Genomic DNA, 16,424 nt, shown 5'->3' on the forward strand with positions numbered 1-16,424 from the left:
ACTAGCTCCCGGCGCGCGGGCTTCGTACGGTGATCCCATGGAGATCTTCGGTGTGGACATCGGCGGTTCAGGGATCAAGGGCGCTCCCGTGGACCTGGACCGCGGCGAGCTGGCGCAGGAGCGCCACAAAGTACTGACACCGCATCCGGCCACCCCCGAGGGGGTGGCCGGATGCGTGGCCGAGGTGGTGGACGCCTTCTCGTGGAAGGGCCCGGTCGGGGTCACCTTCCCCGGCGTGGTCACGCACGGCATCACCCGGTCGGCCGCCAACGTCGACCAGGGATGGATCGGCCTCGACGCCGCGTCCCTGCTGTCCTCGCGGCTGGGCGGCCGCAAGGTGACGGTCCTTAACGACGCCGACGCGGCGGGGATCGCCGAGATCACCTACGGGGCGGGACGCGACGTCTCGGGCACGGTCATCCTGCTCACCCTCGGCACGGGCATCGGCAGCGCCGTCTTCCGAGACGGCCTGCTCGTACCGAACACCGAGCTCGGCCACCTCGAACTGAAGGGCCACGACGCGGAGACCCGCGCCTCGGTCAAGGCCAAGGAGGACGAGGACCTCAGCTGGCCGCACTGGGCCCGCCGGCTGGAGAAGTACCTGGCCCACGTGGAGATGCTGTTCTCCCCGGACCTCTTCATCCTCGGCGGCGGCGTCAGCCGCAAGCCGGAGAAGTTCGTCCCGCTGATCGAGGGCATCCGGGCCGAGATCGTCCCGGCGAAGCTGCAGAACGACGCCGGCATCGTCGGCGCGGCGATGGCGGCGCGGGACCTGGCGGGGTAGCGCGTACGGACCGGTGCCGTCAGTGGGCCGCCGTGCCGCGTCGGGCGGCGCGGCGGCGGTCGCTCAGCACCGCGCGGCGGGCCAGCGCGATGAGGGCGGCGATCAGGGTGCCCGCGTACAGCCAGCCGGCGTGCAGGGAGAGCGCGGACACCACGCCCATGAGTTCCCCGGCGAAGCCGCCGGAGCCGCCGGAGACGGGCCACACCCCGACCGCGAAGGCGATCGGGACGGAGATCGGCGCCGTGATCAGGTCGGCCGGGCGCACCCACAGGGCGGTCACGGCGGCGACGGGCAGGAAGAGCAGCCCGTACACGAACAGCGAGGCCCCGAAGAGCAGCCAGCAGATCCCGGCGGCCAACAGCGTGCCGGTGCACGCGAGCAGCCCGCCGCCGAGCCCCGTCAGCCGGGGCCGGGGCATCCGACGACGGCGACCGGCCGGCACCCGGGGCCGGAACCGCTGTGCCTGCGCGGGCACGCCGCCGACGGGCGCCGCACGCCGGGGCGCCGGGGGCTCCTGGGGCGGCTGAGGCGTCTGGGGCGCCTGAGGGTGACGTACCGAACGCATCCTGTATTGCTCCACCCCACCAAACTAGGCGTGAGGCCCCCGTTCGGCCGCCCGGACACGCGTACATCGAGTGGCACTCATCTGAAAGTAAACTGTCCGGTGGCCCACCTCCGGGCCGCCGCCCCCTCCAGCTACGGGAAGTCGCCAACGTGTCGCTCACGATCGGAATCGTCGGCCTGCCGAATGTCGGCAAGTCGACCCTGTTCAACGCCCTGACCAAGAACGACGTGCTGGCGGCCAACTACCCGTTCGCCACCATCGAGCCGAACGTCGGCGTCGTCGGCGTCCCGGACTCGCGTCTGGCCGTCCTCGCGGGCATTTTCGGCTCCCAGAAGGTCCTCCCGGCGACGGTCGACTTCGTCGACATCGCCGGCATCGTGCGCGGCGCGTCGGAGGGCGAGGGCCTCGGCAACAAGTTCCTCGCGAACATCCGCGAGTCGGACGCCATCTGCCAGGTCATCCGTGCCTTCAAGGACGAGAACGTCGTGCACGTCGACGGCAAGGTCTCGCCGAAGGACGACATCGAGACGATCAACACCGAGCTGATCCTCGCCGACCTCCAGTCCATCGAGAAGGCCGAGCCGCGCCTGACGAAGGAGTCCCGCCTCCAGAAGGAGAAGGTCGCGGTCCTCGCGGCCGTCGTCGAGGCGAAGAAGATCCTCGAAGCCGGCGACACCCTCTTCTCGAAGGGCATCACCAAGGGCACCGAGCGCGGCGACCTGCTCCACGAGCTCCACCTCCTGACGACGAAGCCGTTCCTGTACGTCTTCAACGTCGACGAGGACGAGCTGACGGACGAGGCCTTCAAGGACGAGCAGCGCGCGCTGGTCGCCCCGGCCGAGGCGATCTTCCTGAACGCGAAGCTGGAGCAGGAGCTCATCGAGCTGGAGGACGACGAGGCCCTCGAACTCCTCCAGTCGGTCGGCCAGGAGGAGCCCGGCATGGCCACCCTCGGCCGCGTCGGCTTCACCACCCTCGGCCTCCAGACCTACCTGACGGCAGGCCCGAAGGAAACCCGCGCCTGGACCATCAAGAAGGGCGCCACCGCTCCCGAGGCCGCCGGCGTCATCCACACCGACTTCCAGCGCGGCTTCATCAAGGCCGAGGTCATCTCCTTCGCCGACCTCGTCGAATGCGGCTCGGTCGCCGAAGCCCGCTCCAAGGGCAAGGCCCGCATGGAGGGCAAGGAGTACGTCATGCAGGACGGCGACGTGGTGGAGTTCCGCTTCAACGTCTGAGCGGCTGCAGTAACACCACGTCGCTGACGGGGCGAACATGCAGGTCAGAAGGGGTCGGCTCCTGCGGGAGTCGGCCCCTTCGTCGTCACCGTGCTGGATGGGTGCTGGGCGCCCCCTCGTAGGACCTGCGTTCGCTGGGGTTGGCCTTCCGGGTGGCCGTCGGGCACGATCCGGGGGCTGCCGACGCGTGGCTCGGGTTGCACGCCGCGGGTCTGGGGCGGGGTGAGGCCGTCCCGGCGATGTACGCCCGGGCGCACGCCTTCGGCGCGCCGCGCGCCCGGCTGCGTACGCCGCTGCTCTCGCGGTTCCGGATCGGCGGGTACGTGGACTTCCGGCTGGAGTCGAGCCGCGACCTGTGGCTCGCGAAGGCGGCGAAGCTACTGGACGAGGAGCGGCCCGACGAGGCGTGGCAGATGCTGTCGTCCGCGCCGCCACAGCCCCGGGCCGGCCGACGTCGCCCAGCGGGCCGAGGCGATCACCCCGCCGCCGGCCCCCTCCCGCGGCGGCCCCCACCGTTACCGTCCGTCCCCGCGAGCGGTGAGCGGTGGTCCGTCGGTCAGAAGCCGCGGACCGAGGCGATCGTGAACGTCGTCGGCGCGCCGGTGGACGGGGTCAGCGGGCCGTCCTTGTCGAACTGCGAGCGGACCACCAGGGTGCGGCCCGGGCGGTGGGTCAGGGTCGTGGGGATCTGCAGCGACGGGTCCGTCAGGGTGCCGGTCAGGCGGCCCCGGGTGCCGTCGGCGGAGAGCTGCCAGCGGGTCAGGGTGTTGGGCACGTTCTGGGCGACCCGCAGGGTCCCGTCGGCGGCGAGGTCCAGCCCGTCGGGGGACGTGAGGGTCCCGCCGGTCAGGGCGACGCGGCCGACGGCGCCGGAGCGGAGGTCGACGCGCAGCAGCTCGCCCTCCGGCATGTCGACGGTGAGCAGGTAGCGGCCCGCCGGGTCCGAGACGATGCCGTTGAGGCTGAAGCCGCTGGCGGGACGGGGCCGCAGGGACGGCGTCAGGTCGTACGCGACGCGCAGCGGGCCGCCGCCGGAGGACCGCGCGGCGGCCAACTGCCCCGGGGTGACCCGGTAGATCACCCCGCGCAGGCTGTCCGTGAGGTACGCGGAGCCGTCCGGGGTGATCGTGAGGTCGTTGACGAAGCGGGGGGCGTCCCCGGGGACGTCGAAGCGGGCGAGGCGGGCGCCGGTCCGGGTGTCGTAGACGGTGACGCCCTTGGTGGAGTCGGTGACCCAGAGGCGGCCGCGAGCGTCGACGCGCAGGCCGTTCGCGGTGGTGCGACCGTCCGCGCCGGCCGGCAGGAAGACCTCGGCGGTGCGGGCTCCCGGGCGGGCGCGGTAGACGGTGCCGTCCGCGTACGAGCCGACGTAGACCGTGCCCGTACGATCGTCGGCCGCTATCCCCTCGGGGTAGACCTTCGCGCCGGGCAGCGTGAAGGCGGTCGTGACCCGGGCGGCGGGACCGGAGGACCCGGGTGGCCCGTACGCCGAGGACCCCCCGGACGCCGAGGACGGCGCCGCCCCCAGCGACAGCGCGGCGGCCAGCAGGAGGGGCACGGGCAGGAACTTCGACCACATGGGCATGGGTGTCCTCTTTCGATCAGGTGTAGGCGCACAGTAGTTAGAACCCTAATGATTGGCAAGGGTCGTAGGATGCCCCCATGACTTCCATGCCCGCCGAGGAGCGCATCGGCTCGCACGTCAAGCGCGCCGAGCAGGCGCTCCTCGGGGCGAAGAACGCCGCCCTCAAGCCGGCGGCAGTAACGGTTCCGCAGTACGCCGCCCTCTACTGGCTCGGCGAGAACGCCGGCATCTCGGCGGCGGCCCTGTCCCGGCTCTGCGGGGTCACCCCGCCGACCATGAACACGGTGCTGAAGAACCTCCAGGAACGCGGTCTCATCGAACGCACCCCCCACGCCTGGCACCGCAACGTCCTGGAGACCCGCCTCACCGAGGAGGGCCGCGCCGTACTGGACCTGGCCGACGAGGCCGCCGTACGGGTCGAGCGGGCGCTCGCCGCCGCCTTCTCCGAGGAGGAACGGGCCCGGCTCGTAGGGTTGCTGGGCCGTTGCGCCGAGGTGCTCGACACCCTGAGGTAACCGCCCCGCCCCCGAGGTTCGGGGCAAGTTCTCCCCGTGTTGTGGAACTGTCCCGGGCGTTCGTCCATCAGAACCAACGGGATGTCCAGCCGTTCTGTCCCGCCCGGGGCAGCCATGATCGTTCGGAGCGAAGTTCGTGCACCAGTACCCGCAGCAGCCGCCGTCCAGCCGCGAGCCCGAGCGCGCGCCCCGGCGGTCCCGGCGCGCGATGTGGATCGGCGCGGGCGTCGCCTGCGCGCTGGTCCTCGGCGGCGCCGGCTTCGCCGCCTGGAAGTACGAGTGGTTCTCCGGCAACGGCGAGGCCGTCAGCTTCGGCAAGAACAACCAGGGCGCGCCGGCCGAGGGCGGGGCCAAGTCCACGTCCCCGGACGCCGTCGCGCCGGCCACCCCGAGCGGCGACCCGGACGTCCTCATGCCCTCCGGCCCCAAGGCCGCCTTCAAGCAGACCGCCAAGCTCGACGACGGCACGATCATCGCCAAGACCCGACTGGTCGGAGCCAAGTCGGGCTTCGAGGGCGACGTCTGGGTCTGGGCCCCCAAGGAGTACGACGACCCGAAGTACGCCAAGAGCGCCTTCCCGGTCCTCATCGCGCTCCCCGGGGGCAACGGCTACCCGGCCAACTACTGGTCCGACCGCAGCCTCGGCCTCCAGAAGGCCGTCAGCGAGGGCGCCAAGGCCGGCACCAGCCTGCCCTTCATCCTCGTCATGCCCGTCCTCAACCCGGACGCCAAGTACTACTACGACGGCTCCGACATACCCGGGCAGCCGAAGATGGGCACCTGGATGTCCGAGGACGTACCGGACTTCGCCCGCGCCAACTTCCGTACGTACAAGTCCCGCGACGGCTGGGCCTTCATGGGCAACTCCTCCGGCGCCTTCGTCGGCCTCAAGCACGTCATGCAGCACCCGGACCGGTTCAAGGCCGTGATCGCCAACGGCGGTGAGATCGTTCCCGACTCCCCGCTGTGGAAGGGCCACCAGGCGGACATGGACGCCAACAATCCGGAGAAGCTGGCGCAGAAGCTGATCGACGCCAAGGGCCCCGAGGTCCACGTCGCCTTCCAGTACGGGACCAAGGAGGGCGGCCGGGCGCGCCTGAACACGTTCCAGCAGCAGTTCGGCAAGGGCCCCGTCAAGGTCACCATCCACGAGATCGTGGGCGGCGACCACAACGGCTGGGACTACGTCCGGGGCATGAAGGAGAGCGCCCTGGCCGAGGTCAGCAAGGTCCTGAAGGGCCCGAAGCCCGAAGCGGGCTGATCCGTCCGGCCGCCGCCGCGGCCCCGGCCCCCGCCGCCCGTCCCGTTCCCGTCCTCCCCGCGTGGCCCTCGCCACGTCGCCCCGGTCCCAGGCAACCCATACGGTCGTTCACACCTCTGTCAGGTGTGTAAGGGGGACCTATCGGTCCGACTCGCGCCCCACCGGGGCGCCGCAGAAGGAACGGGAACAATCCGTGCAGCAAGACCAGCAAGGCGACGACAACCCCGTGACCGGGGGCCCCACGACCGGGGGCGGTCGTCGCCCCGAGCGCCGCCGTCGGCTCCTGATCGGCGCCCTCGCGCTGCTCCTCGTCGCCGGGGGCGGCGGGGCGGCGTACTGGGCCGGCCTCTTCTCCGACATAGGGGATCCGGTGTCCTTCGGGAAGATCCAGGAGTCGGCGGCCGCCGAGGACATCCGGCCCGAGGTGCTGATGCCCACCGGTCCGAAGGCCGGCTTCAGCCGTACCAGCAGGCTGCCGGACGGCACACAGATCGCCGTGACCACCCTGACCGGGGCGAAGTCCGGGTTCACCGGGGACGTGTGGGTGTGGGTCCCCAAGGAGTACGACGAGCCGCAGTACGCCAAGAGCGCCTTCCCGGTGCTGATCTCCCTGCCCGGAGGCCGCGGCTACCCCAAGAACTACTGGGGCACCGGCCCCGGCCTCGGTCTCCAGCAGGCCGTGATCGACGGGGTGCGGGAGGGCACCAGCCTGCCCTTCATCCTCGTCATGCCGGTGATCAACGCCGACGCCAAGAACCACTTCGACGGCTCGGACATCCCCGGCCAGCCGAAGATGGGCACCTGGATGGCCGATGACGTCCCGGATTTCGCGAAGGCCAATTTCCGCACCTTCACCTCCCGCGACGGCTGGGCGTTCATGGGCTCCTCCTCGGGCGGTTTCGGGGCCTTCAAGCACGTCCTGAAGTACCCGGAACGCTTCAAGGCGGTCATCGCCAGCGGCGTCGACTTCGTCCCCGATTCCCCGCTCTGGAAGGGGAACCGGCAGGCCATGGACGAGAACAACCCGGAGAAGCTCGCCGAGAAGCTGATCAGGACCGGCGGCCCGGACGTCTACATCAACTTCCAGATCGGCACCAAGGAGAGCGGCCGGGCCCAGGCCGAGAAGTTCATGAAGCAGTACGGCAAGGGTCCCGTGCACACCCGGCTCCAGGTGATCCAGGATGGTGAGCACAACGGAAAGTCGTACGTACGCGGCATGAGGGAGGGTTCGCTGGCGTGGATCAGCAAGGTGTTGCGAGCACCGACACCCGAGCCCGCCGTGGGCTGAGCCCGGTGGTGTGGAGCGTGTCGGCCGCCGCCGTCGCGGGGATCGCGGCGGTGGCCGCCGTCGTCCTCCTCAAGGCGTCCGAGGACCGGTCGGTGCACCCGTTCCCCACCGTGGGCGTGCTCATGGCGGGCGGGGAGCACTGGTGCACCGCGAGCGTCGTCGACAGCCCCCGGGGCAACGTCGTCGCCACCGCCGCGCACTGCGTGGCCCCGGCGGGCGAGGACGGCAGCCCGGGCGAGGTCGCGCACGACGGTCTCGCCATCGGCGAGCTCGCCTTCGCCCCCGCCTTCTCCGGGGAGGGCGCGGGCACCCAGCCGCTCGGCGTGTGGAAGGTCCGCTCGATCCACGTGGACGAACGCTGGACGAAGTGGGGCGACGACACCGCCGACTTCGCCTTCCTCACCGTCGAGCCGGACGAGGACGGACGCAGCCTCCAACAGCGCGTCGGCGCCGGCGAGGCCCCCCGACCCGACTGGACCTCCGGCTACGAGCGCGAGGTGACCGTGATCGGCTACCCGGAGTCCGAGCACAACCCGCAGAACAAGCCGGTCTCCTGCACCACCCGGACCCGCCACGACGACGAGGACCCCGACATGCTGTACATCAGCTGCTCGGGATTCTGGACGGGTACCAGCGGCAGCCCCTGGATCGCCGACCGCGGCGGCACGGGCAGCCCCGGCCGGCTGATCGGGGTGCTGAGCGGCGGCGACACCGACGTGGACTCCACCGCCGCGCTCTACGACGAGCGCGCCAAGGCCCTCTACGAGCGGGCGGCCGGCGGCTGACGCGCCCCCCCTCCCGCTACTTCCCGCGCTCCGTGCTGACGATCACGCCGACCGCCGCCACCACGATCCCGCCGCCGAGCAGGATCGGCCAGGTCAGCGCCTCGTCGAGGATCAGCGCCCCCAGCGCCACGGCCACGACCGGGTTGACGTACGCGTACGTCGACACCAGCGACAGCGGCGCCGCCCGCAGCAGCCACGCGTACGCGGTGAAGCCGACCACCGACCCGATCAGCACCAGGTAGGCCAGGGCCACCCAGGACGCCGTGGAGAACGCGCCGAGGTCCAGGCCGCGTTGCTCGCCGCGCAGCAGGCCGACGACGATTGCGCCCGTCCCGCCCGCGAGCATCTGGTAGGCGCTGCCCGTGAACGGGTTGCCCGGCAGCGGCAACTTCGACGCCGAGAACGAGCCCAGCGACCACAGCACCGACGCGGCCACCACCAGCAGCACCCCCGACAGCCGGACCTCGCCGCTCAGCCCCGGACCGGTCAGCACCGCCAGCCCGGCGAGACCGACCAGCACCCCGAGCAGCGTCCGCACGGGCGGCCGGTCCCCGGTGCCCGCCCGCAGCACGACCACCCACATCGGCACGCTCGCCACCAGCAGCGCGGCCAGTCCGGACGGCACGTCCCGCTCGGCGAGCACCACCAGGCCGTTGCCGCCCAGGATCAGCAGCAGCCCGACCAGCACCGACGAACGCAGCTGCGCGCCCGTGGCCTTGAGCGCCGCCGGCCCGAACCGCCGGGCGACGATGCCGGCCAGCAGCAGGCCGGCGATGATGAAGCGGACGCCTGCGGAGAGGAACGGCGGCATCGTCTCGACGACGATCCGGATGCCGAGGTAGGTCGACCCCCAGACGACGTACACCAGGGCGAGGGCGGTCCAGACCGCGCCGGTGATCCTGCCGGTCGGGGGTGCGGCCGGGCCGCTCACGGTCGGGGCTGAGGTGCGCATGCCGGGATCCTAGGGTCGTCGGCCCGTCGGGGCTTCCGGGTATCTCAGCCCTTGAGCAGGCCGTTCAGCTCGCCGTAGGGGAGCGAGTCGGCGAGCGAGCCGTACGTGCCGCCGGCGAGCAGTTCCTCGGTCGCGCGACGGGCCACGGCGTACGCGGCCTCCGCGACCCAGGACCCGAGGCTGACCCGGGCCACCCCGAGGGCGCCCAACGCGGCGACGGACGGCGCGGCCGGCCCGACGAGGACGTTGAGCGGGGCCCCGATGCCCTTGGCCAGCTCGGCGAGGGTGTCCGGGTCGACCACGCCGGGCACGAAGATCCCCGAGGCGCCGGCGTCGAGGTAGGCGGCGGCGCGGGCCAGGGTCTCGTCGAGCCGGGTCTCCGGTGCGCCGAGGCCGCGCAGGTAGGTGTCGACGCGGGCGTTGATGAAGAGCGGGACCCCGAAGGCCTCGGCGGCGGCGCGGGCCGCGGCCAGGCGCTCCGCCTGGTCGGCGGGAGCGCGGTCGCCGTCCTCGATGTTGACGCCGACGGCGCCGGCGGCCAGCACCCCGGTCACGGTCTCCCCGACCCCGGCGGGGTCGGCGCCGAAGCCGCCCTCGATGTCCGCGGTGACGGGTACGGAGACGGCGCCGGCGACGCGGGCGATCAGGTCGAGGGCCCGCTCGCGGGCCAGGGCGTCCCCGTCGGGCGACCCGAGGGACCAGGCCACGCCCGCGCTGGTGGTGGCGACGGCGCGGGACCCGGCGGCCTCGACGACGCGGGCACTGGCGACGTCCCAGGCGTTGGCGAGGGCGAGCGGGGCGGCGGGGGTGTGCAGCGCGGCGAAGGCGGCGGCGCGGGAGGCGAGGTCACGGGAGGCGGGGTCACGGGTGTCGGTCATGGACGCAGTCCACCAGAGCGGCCCCGCCCGGGCCGGCGAATTCCCGACACCGTGTCACCTCGCCGGGCCGCGCCGACCCGACGGCCGCGGGGTCGACTACGTCGCCAGGCCCGTCTTCGCCCCCGCGCCGCACAGCGGGATCACCGCGGTGCGGCCCCGGAGGGGGTCGTCGGGGGCGCCGGGGCGGACCGCCGCCCAGCAGGCCGCCGCCGTCGGCTCGACGAAGAGGCCGCGGCCGGCCAGGTCGCGCTGGGCCTCGCGCAGCCGGTCGTCCGGGACGGTCAGGAACGTGCCGCCGGACTTCCGTACGGCCGCCAGGATCTGCCGGGCCCGCGGCGGCGCCGGAATGGCGATCCCCTCGGCCAGTGTCGGCAGTTGGGGCACCGGATCGGCGTCCTCCGCCCCCGCGGCGAACGCCGTGGCCAGCGGGGCGACCGCCGTCGCCTGCACCGCGATCAGGGCGGGGGGCCGCACCCCGCGCCGGGCCAGCTCCTCCACCGCCAGCGCGGCGCCGAGCAGCAGGGTGCCGTTGCCGACCGGGACGACCAGGACCTCGGGCAGCCGGCCCGCCATGGCCTCCCAGATCTCGTACACGTAGGTCTTCGTGCCCTGGAGGAAGTAGGGGTTGAAGACGTGGCTCGCGTAGAAGACCCCGGGGGCGTCCGCGGCGGCCCGGGCGGCCAGTGCGGTGGCCTCGCGGCCGCCCGGCACGATCCGTACGGTCGCGCCGTGGGCCCGCATCTGCTCGGTCTTCTTCTGCGAGGTGCCCTCGGGCACGAAAACTTCACAACTGAGGCCGGCCCGCGCGCAGTAGGCCGCGACGGAGGTGCCGGCGTTGCCGCTGCTGTCCGCGACGACCCGCTCGGGCGCCAGCCGGCGGGCCAGTTCCGCGAGCATCACGGCGCCGCGGTCCTTGAAGGACAGGGTCGGCATCAGGAAGTCGAGTTTGGCGTGAACGCGTTCCGCCAGCGGCACCAGCGGGGTGTGCCCCTCGGACAGGGATACCGAGAACGCCCCCGGCAGCGGCAGCGCGGCCGCGAAACGCCACAGGGAATGCGGGCCGGCGGCCGGCTCCAGGGCGATGGCCGGATCCGGTGCGAAGTCGAGGTCCCACGGGCCACCGCAGACCGGGCAGCACCACGGGGCGGTCCGCACGTCCGCGCGGGTGCCGTCCTCGGGGCAGAGATAACCAGGGAGTGCGTGCGTCATGTGCGGAACGCCTTTGCTCAATCATGGCCGTTGTATGGCACGGATGTTACGCGTCCGTTGTCCTCTTGTGGGATGGCGCACAGGTGGGTCAACCTTTCGGAAGCGACGGCCTGTTGGGCGCTGTTCATTGTCATGGACATGCCTTTCAGGGTCTTCGTGCGCCGTCGCACACCCCCCGCAGCGCACCACCTATGAGGAGGACCCCTCACATGTCCGTGATGCGTCACACCCGCCGGAAGATCGCCGGCATCAGCGCGACCGCCGTCGTGGCCCTCGCTCTCGGCGCGGCCGCCGCCCTCCCCGCCTCGGCGGCCGACCGCGGCGCACTGGGCGTCATCGAGAACGCAGGTGTCGAGGGAGCGATCTCCGGCAGCTACATCGTGACCTTGAACGACTCCGCCGCCCGCTCCACCGCCGAGAGCGGCAAGGCCGTCGCCAAGCGGTACGGCGCGAAGATCGACCGGACCTACAGCGCCGCCCTCAACGGCTACTCCGTCGAGGTCTCCGAGGCGCAGGCCAGAAAGCTCGCCGCCGACCCCGCCGTGAAGTCGGTCGTGCAGAACCGCCTCTTCACCGTCGACGCCACCCAGCCCAACCCGCCGTCCTGGGGTCTGGACCGCATCGACCAGCGCGCGCTCCCGCTGGACAACAGCTACACCTACCCGGACAAGGCCGGCGAGGGCGTCACCGCCTACATCATCGACACCGGCGTCCGGATCACCCACCAGGACTTCGGCGGGCGCGCCTCCTACGGCTACGACGCGATCGACAACGACAACACCGCCCAGGACGGCCACGGCCACGGCACCCACGTGGCGGGCACCGTCGGCGGCACGGCGCACGGCGTGGCCAAGAAGGCCAAGATCGTCGGGGTCCGCGTGCTCAACAACCAGGGCTCGGGCACCACGGCCCAGGTCGTCGCGGGCATCGACTGGGTGACGCGCAACGCCGTCAAGCCGGCCGTCGCCAACATGTCGCTCGGCGGCGGCGCGGACTCCGCGCTCGACACGGCCGTACGCAACTCCATAGCCGCCGGCATCACGTACGCGGTCGCGGCGGGCAACGAGTCGACGGACGCGAGCACCAAGTCCCCGGCGCGCGTCGGCGAGGCCATCACCGTCGGTTCCACCACCAACACCGACGCCAAGTCCAGCTTCTCCAACTACGGCAGCATCCTGGACATCTTCGCGCCGGGCTCCAACATCACCTCGACGTGGGGCACCGGGGACACCGCGACGAACACCATCTCGGGCACGTCCATGGCCTCCCCGCACGTCGCGGGCGCTGCGGCGATCCACCTCTCGCAGAACCCGGCCAGTACCCCGGCTCAGGTCTCCGCGGGCCTGGTCGCCGCGGCCACCCCGAACGTGGTCACCGGTCCCGGCGCCGGCTCCCCGAACCGGCTGCTGAACGTCGGCGCGGGGACCACCCCGCCCGGCCCGGGCACCCGCTTCGAGAACCTCAACGACTACGCGATCAACGACAACGCCACCGTCGAGTCGCCGATCACCGTCAGCGGGATCTCCGGCAACGCCCCGGCCACGCTGAGCGTGCCGGTCGACATCAAGCACACCTACGTCGGTGACCTGAAGGTCGACCTGGTCGCCCCCGACGGGTCCGTCTACAACCTGCGCAACCGCACCGGCGGCAGCGCGGACAACATCATCCAGACCTTCACCGTGAACGCCTCCTCCGAGGTCGCCAACGGGGTCTGGAAGCTGCGGGTCGCCGACCTGGCGGGCGCCGACGTCGGCAAGATCGACTCGTGGGCGCTGCAGTTCTGATGACCTCCCGGGCGACCGGGTGGCAAGGGGCGCGATAACAGGCTGGATCGCGCGATGAACGCGGGGGCGACCGGATGACCGGTCGCCCCCGCTGCGTACTATTTCGCGCATTCGTTCGCGCCCCCCGTGATGGAGCCCCTCACCCTGTGAGCACCCCGCCCCCGCCGCAGGCCCCCGGTCCCGGCCACCACTGGCCTCCGCCGCCCCCGCAGCCGGCGTGGGGGCCGCCGGCCCACGCGTACCCGCCGGCGCTCAACGGGTTCGCCCTCGCCTCCCTGCTGGTCGGGCTGCTGTGCTTCCCGCCGCTCGGGATCGTGTTCGGGGTCGTGGCGCTGGTGCAGATCGCGCGCAAGGGGGAGCGGGGTCGGACGTTGGCCGTCGTGGGCCTGGTCCTCTCGCTGGTGATGACCGTCGTCGCGGCGGTGGGCGTCGACGCCTACGGGAGGGCCTTCCTCGACCGGATGGGCCCGTCACCCGCGTACGAGCGGGCCGAGGGCGAGCCGGCCGTCCTGGAGGAGCTGCGGGCGGGCGAGTGCTTCAACGTCCCCGGCGGCGACCTCCTCGACGAGGACCCGCTCGCCCACCGCATCGGCTGCGGGCAGGTGCACGACGCCGAGGTGACCTCCACGACCCTGCTCGACATCGCCTCCTTCCCGGGTACGCAGCAGCTCCAGCAGACGGTCACGGACCTGTGCTGGAAGGCGCAGGACGCGTACGCGATGGACACCTGGGCCCTGCCCGGCTACGCGGAGATGTTCTACTTCGCGCCCACGCGCGAGTCCTGGCGGGAGGGCGACCGGCGCCTGATCTGCGTGATCGGCACCTCGGGGGAGGAGCACCGGGGCAGCCTGCGCCGGGACGAGGGGATGCTGACGCCGGAGCAGGTGACCCTGCTGCGTTCGCTGAACACGGCGGACCAGGCGCTGGGGCGCGGTCCCGACGCGGAGGTCGCCGACGCGCTGCCGCGGTACCGGACGTGGGCGCGGGAGGTCGAGGAGGCGCTGGGCGCGGAGGTCCGGATGCTCCAGGACGTGACGCGGCGGCCGGGGACGGGTCCGGCGGCGGCCGCGCAGCTGGGGGAGATCGAGGCGGCGCGCCGGGCGTGGCAGAAGGCGTCGGGTGCGTCGCGCCCGGCCGATTTCCAGGCCGCGTGGGACCAGGCGCTGGCGGCGGTCTCCGTCGACACGGAGCGGGCGTTGCGCGGCGCCTACGGGTTGTCGACCGAGGTTCCGGAGTGGCTTGAGGACCACCCGGGTGACGCGGGCGAGGATGCGGGGGGCGCGCCCTCCGCGGAGTCGGTCTGAGGGTGCGGGCGCCGGGGCGGGCGGGGTCCTTCGCGGGGTCGGTACGCGCAACGGCGGTCGGATCGGTCCGGGGCCTCGTGGGTAACGGGTGGTCACGGGTTTGGGTGACCTGGCTTCATCACTTCGGGTGAAACTCTGGCCCGTGCTTGCGCAGTACAACCGTCGGTTGCCAGGGTGTAGCTGTCTGTCAACCTGATGGGAGTGGCCAGTGACTTTCGGTGAGCAGCCGGCCTATCTTCGCGTCGCCGGTGATCTGCGACGGAAGATCGTCGATGGGTCCCTGCCCCCGCACGCCCGGCTCCCTTCACAGGCCCGGATCCGCGAGGAGTACGGGGTCTCCGACACCGTCGCCCTGGAGGCGCGCAAGGTCCTCATGGCCGAGGGGCTGGTCGAGGGCCGCTCGGGCTCCGGCACCTACGTCCGCGAGCAACCCGTACCGCGCCGGGTCGCGCGTTCCGGCTACCGCACGGGCGGGACGTCGACGCCGTTCCGGCAGGAGCAGGCGGAGACGGGCGCGCGCGGCACGTGGGAGTCGAACAGCGAGCAGGCGCAGGCGCCGGCCGAGATCGCGGAGCGGCTCGGCATCGAACCGGGCGACCGGGTCATGCGCACGCGGTACGTGTTCCGCGACGCGGGGGAGGCGATGATGCTCTCCACCTCCTGGGAGCCGCTCGCCGTGACCGGCCGCACCCCGGTGATGCTGCCGGAGGAGGGGCCGTTGGGCGGCTCCGGGGTGGTCGACCGGATGGCCGCGATCGACGTGGTCGTCGACAACGTGGTCGAGGAGGTCGGCGCGAGACCCGGTCTGGCGGAGGAGATCATGTCGCTCGGCGGGGTACCGGGCCACGTGGTCCTCGTCGTCAGCCGTACGTACTTCGCGTCCGGGCGGGCGGTGGAAACGGCCGACGTCGTCGTCCCGGCGGACCGCTACCGCCTCGCGTACCACCTACCGGTGAGGTAGCCGCACGACAACCGACCCCGCGCGAACGCCGCCCCCGACCCCGGCGGGGCGCGCGGTGGCGTGCGCCGGGTGGGGGCGCCGACCCCCGCGGTCGGCGCGATCGGCGTTTCCTGGGCGCCGTCCACCCGGTGGGTTTCGGCGCGATGGTGATCGGCTTCGCGGTGTCGAGCCATGCCCCCGGCGGGCTCGGCGGTAGCGGTGCCGGGGCCCTCCTCCGCCAGGGTCGCCGCCGGACCGGCGCTCGCGTCGTGTCCGTTGACCGCGCGGGCGACCGGGGGAAGCAACGGTCCGGCCGGGCCGAACGTCGTGAACCGCTCCGGCGCGGAGGTCGCGGACGGCGCCGCCCGCGCATCCGCTCCGCCTCGGGGACGGCGTACGAGCCCCCGGGCACCGCGGACCGCCCGGCCCGGCCCGGGCCGACCCGTTCGCCGGGCCGCCACCTCCACGCACCTGCGAGGACGCTCCGGCGCGCATGTCATTCGTACGCCTGGCCGGATGCGTACGCCCCCGAGGTACCTCTTCGTGAAAAACCGTATCCGCACAGTAAAGGTCGGGCGTAAGCTCGGGCATATGCGCAATGCGGTTTCCTGGGCAGGTACATCGGCGGAGGGTGAAGCGCGATGAACGACAGCGGTGCCCTGCTCCAGTGGCTGGTCATACGTCAGGACGACAACGGCAACCGCTACCGGGTGGGTCGGTACCCCACCCGGGTCGAGGCCCAGAAGGTGGTCGACAGCCTCGACGACCGGGGACACAAGCAGCTCTACTGGGTCGAGCGGATCGGACAGGGCAGCCAGACCGCCACCACGAACTGAGGCCGCCGGAACCCCGACGGCACTGGCATAGGCTCCGTCCATGACTGAACGCGTGGTCGTGGGCGGAGCCCTTTGTCATGACGGGCGCCTGCTGGCCGCCCGGCGCAGCGCCCCGCCCGAGCTGGCCGGACGGTGGGAGCTGCCCGGGGGCAAGGCCGAGCCCGGCGAATCCGTACCCGAGGCGCTGGTGCGCGAACTGCGCGAGGAGCTCGGCGTCGAGACCGAGGCGCTGGAGCGGATCCCGGGGGAGTGGCCGCTCAAGCCGGGTCTCGTGCTGCACGTGTGGACGGCCCGGCTGGTGTCCGGGGAGCCCGCCCCGCTGGAGGACCACGACGAGCTGCGCTGGCTGGGGCCCGCGGAACTGGACTCCGTCGACTGGCTCGACCAGGACCGGCCCGCGGTCGCCGAGGCCGGGCGCCGGCTGCGCGCCGCCGCGCTCCCGGAGCCGCACGACGGGGCGCACCGGGGCGCGTGAAGCTCACGCGGTAGGCCGTCTGCGC

At 72.6% G+C, this 16,424-nt stretch carries 16 protein-coding genes and 1 pseudogene; 12 read left to right on the forward strand and 5 right to left on the reverse strand.

Annotated elements, in window-relative coordinates:
- Positions 1-37: 37 nt before the first annotated feature.
- Entirely contained in the window at positions 38-784 is a 747-nt protein-coding gene (ppgK, locus tag ACZ4XJ_RS17510; RefSeq protein WP_468496663.1) for a polyphosphate--glucose phosphotransferase, read from the forward strand.
- Positions 785-803: 19 nt separating this feature from the next.
- On the opposite strand, the gene ACZ4XJ_RS17515 is transcribed toward ppgK, so the two are convergent.
- Positions 804-1,202, reverse strand: coding sequence for a DUF6542 domain-containing protein (locus tag ACZ4XJ_RS17515; protein ID WP_468496664.1), 399 nt, complete (start codon positions 1,200-1,202; stop codon positions 804-806).
- Between the two features lie 296 nt (positions 1,203-1,498).
- Here ACZ4XJ_RS17515 and ychF point away from each other — a divergent pair, with 296 nt between their 5' ends.
- On the forward strand, positions 1,499-2,587 hold the full coding sequence (gene ychF / locus ACZ4XJ_RS17520) for a redox-regulated ATPase YchF (RefSeq protein ID WP_362877408.1): 1,089 nt from the start codon (positions 1,499-1,501) through the stop codon (positions 2,585-2,587).
- Between the two features lie 152 nt (positions 2,588-2,739).
- Positions 2,740-3,012: pseudogene (locus ACZ4XJ_RS17525) on the forward strand (AAA family ATPase); the annotation flags it as partial.
- A 131-nt stretch (positions 3,013-3,143) separates the two neighbouring features.
- On the opposite strand, the gene ACZ4XJ_RS17530 reads toward ACZ4XJ_RS17525, so the two are convergent.
- On the reverse strand, positions 3,144-4,172 hold the full coding sequence (locus tag ACZ4XJ_RS17530; RefSeq protein WP_468496665.1) for an SMP-30/gluconolactonase/LRE family protein: 1,029 nt from the start codon (positions 4,170-4,172) through the stop codon (positions 3,144-3,146).
- Positions 4,173-4,249: 77 nt separating this feature from the next.
- On the opposite strand from ACZ4XJ_RS17530, the gene ACZ4XJ_RS17535 reads away from it, so the two are divergent.
- The 4 genes from ACZ4XJ_RS17535 to ACZ4XJ_RS17550 all read left to right on the forward strand — a co-directional run bounded on the left by ACZ4XJ_RS17535 (position 4,250) and on the right by ACZ4XJ_RS17550 (position 8,021).
- Entirely contained in the window at positions 4,250-4,687 is a 438-nt protein-coding gene (locus tag ACZ4XJ_RS17535; RefSeq protein WP_362877411.1) for a MarR family winged helix-turn-helix transcriptional regulator, read from the forward strand.
- Between the two features lie 136 nt (positions 4,688-4,823).
- Positions 4,824-5,948, forward strand: coding sequence for an alpha/beta hydrolase (locus ACZ4XJ_RS17540; protein ID WP_362877412.1), 1,125 nt, complete (start codon positions 4,824-4,826; stop codon positions 5,946-5,948).
- 193 nt (positions 5,949-6,141) lie between these two features.
- Positions 6,142-7,236 (forward strand): alpha/beta hydrolase, encoded by a 1,095-nt coding sequence (locus tag ACZ4XJ_RS17545; protein WP_468496666.1) that lies wholly within the window; start codon positions 6,142-6,144, stop codon positions 7,234-7,236.
- A 17-nt stretch (positions 7,237-7,253) separates the two neighbouring features.
- The gene (locus ACZ4XJ_RS17550) at positions 7,254-8,021 is read left to right on the forward strand and encodes a trypsin-like serine peptidase (protein ID WP_468496667.1); all 768 of its coding nucleotides are present in this window, start codon (positions 7,254-7,256) and stop codon (positions 8,019-8,021) included.
- Between the two features lie 16 nt (positions 8,022-8,037).
- On the opposite strand, the gene ACZ4XJ_RS17555 is transcribed toward ACZ4XJ_RS17550, so the two are convergent.
- From ACZ4XJ_RS17555 to ACZ4XJ_RS17565, 3 genes are all read right to left on the reverse strand, one after another.
- Positions 8,038-8,973, reverse strand: a complete 936-nt coding sequence (locus ACZ4XJ_RS17555; RefSeq protein WP_362877415.1) for an EamA family transporter — start codon at positions 8,971-8,973, stop codon at positions 8,038-8,040.
- Positions 8,974-9,017: 44 nt separating this feature from the next.
- Entirely contained in the window at positions 9,018-9,851 is an 834-nt protein-coding gene (locus ACZ4XJ_RS17560; RefSeq protein WP_468496668.1) for an isocitrate lyase/PEP mutase family protein, read from the reverse strand.
- A gap of 96 nt (positions 9,852-9,947) precedes the next feature.
- Positions 9,948-11,060, reverse strand: a complete 1,113-nt coding sequence (locus tag ACZ4XJ_RS17565; RefSeq protein WP_468496669.1) for a pyridoxal-phosphate dependent enzyme — start codon at positions 11,058-11,060, stop codon at positions 9,948-9,950.
- A gap of 209 nt (positions 11,061-11,269) precedes the next feature.
- Here ACZ4XJ_RS17565 and ACZ4XJ_RS17570 point away from each other — a divergent pair, with 209 nt between their 5' ends.
- The 5 genes from ACZ4XJ_RS17570 to ACZ4XJ_RS17590 all read left to right on the forward strand — a co-directional run bounded on the left by ACZ4XJ_RS17570 (position 11,270) and on the right by ACZ4XJ_RS17590 (position 16,399).
- Complete coding sequence (locus ACZ4XJ_RS17570; protein WP_468496670.1) at positions 11,270-12,844, forward strand: S8 family peptidase; 1,575 nt, start codon at positions 11,270-11,272, stop codon at positions 12,842-12,844.
- Positions 12,845-12,990: 146 nt separating this feature from the next.
- Positions 12,991-14,148, forward strand: a complete 1,158-nt coding sequence (locus tag ACZ4XJ_RS17575) for a DUF4190 domain-containing protein (RefSeq protein ID WP_362877419.1) — start codon at positions 12,991-12,993, stop codon at positions 14,146-14,148.
- A gap of 208 nt (positions 14,149-14,356) precedes the next feature.
- Complete coding sequence (locus tag ACZ4XJ_RS17580; protein ID WP_362877420.1) at positions 14,357-15,109, forward strand: GntR family transcriptional regulator; 753 nt, start codon at positions 14,357-14,359, stop codon at positions 15,107-15,109.
- Positions 15,110-15,729: 620 nt separating this feature from the next.
- Positions 15,730-15,924 (forward strand): SPOR domain-containing protein, encoded by a 195-nt coding sequence (locus ACZ4XJ_RS17585; RefSeq protein ID WP_362877421.1) that lies wholly within the window; start codon positions 15,730-15,732, stop codon positions 15,922-15,924.
- 40 nt (positions 15,925-15,964) lie between these two features.
- Positions 15,965-16,399: a (deoxy)nucleoside triphosphate pyrophosphohydrolase gene (locus ACZ4XJ_RS17590; protein ID WP_468496671.1), complete on the forward strand. Its 435-nt coding sequence runs from the start codon at positions 15,965-15,967 to the stop codon at positions 16,397-16,399.
- Positions 16,400-16,424 lie beyond the last annotated feature (25 nt).

Source organism: Streptomyces sp. NPDC029836 (genome assembly GCF_055574495.1).

Excerpts from the sequence above, each read along its gene's own strand:
- ppgK (WP_468496663.1), top strand. The coding sequence starts at position 38 with ATGGAGATCTTCGGTGTGGACATCGGCGGTTCAGGGATCAAGGGCGCT.
- ACZ4XJ_RS17515 (WP_468496664.1), bottom strand. The coding sequence starts at position 1,202 with ATGCCCCGGCCCCGGCTGACGGGGCTCGGCGGCGGGCTGCTCGCGTGC.
- ACZ4XJ_RS17530 (WP_468496665.1), bottom strand. The coding sequence starts at position 4,172 with ATGCCCATGTGGTCGAAGTTCCTGCCCGTGCCCCTCCTGCTGGCCGCC.
- ACZ4XJ_RS17535 (WP_362877411.1), top strand. The coding sequence starts at position 4,250 with ATGACTTCCATGCCCGCCGAGGAGCGCATCGGCTCGCACGTCAAGCGC.
- ACZ4XJ_RS17555 (WP_362877415.1), bottom strand. The coding sequence starts at position 8,973 with ATGCGCACCTCAGCCCCGACCGTGAGCGGCCCGGCCGCACCCCCGACC.
- ACZ4XJ_RS17560 (WP_468496668.1), bottom strand. The coding sequence starts at position 9,851 with ATGACCGACACCCGTGACCCCGCCTCCCGTGACCTCGCCTCCCGCGCC.
- ACZ4XJ_RS17565 (WP_468496669.1), bottom strand. The coding sequence starts at position 11,060 with ATGACGCACGCACTCCCTGGTTATCTCTGCCCCGAGGACGGCACCCGC.
- ACZ4XJ_RS17570 (WP_468496670.1), top strand. The coding sequence starts at position 11,270 with ATGTCCGTGATGCGTCACACCCGCCGGAAGATCGCCGGCATCAGCGCG.
- ACZ4XJ_RS17585 (WP_362877421.1), top strand. The coding sequence starts at position 15,730 with ATGAACGACAGCGGTGCCCTGCTCCAGTGGCTGGTCATACGTCAGGAC.
- ACZ4XJ_RS17590 (WP_468496671.1), top strand. The coding sequence starts at position 15,965 with ATGACTGAACGCGTGGTCGTGGGCGGAGCCCTTTGTCATGACGGGCGC.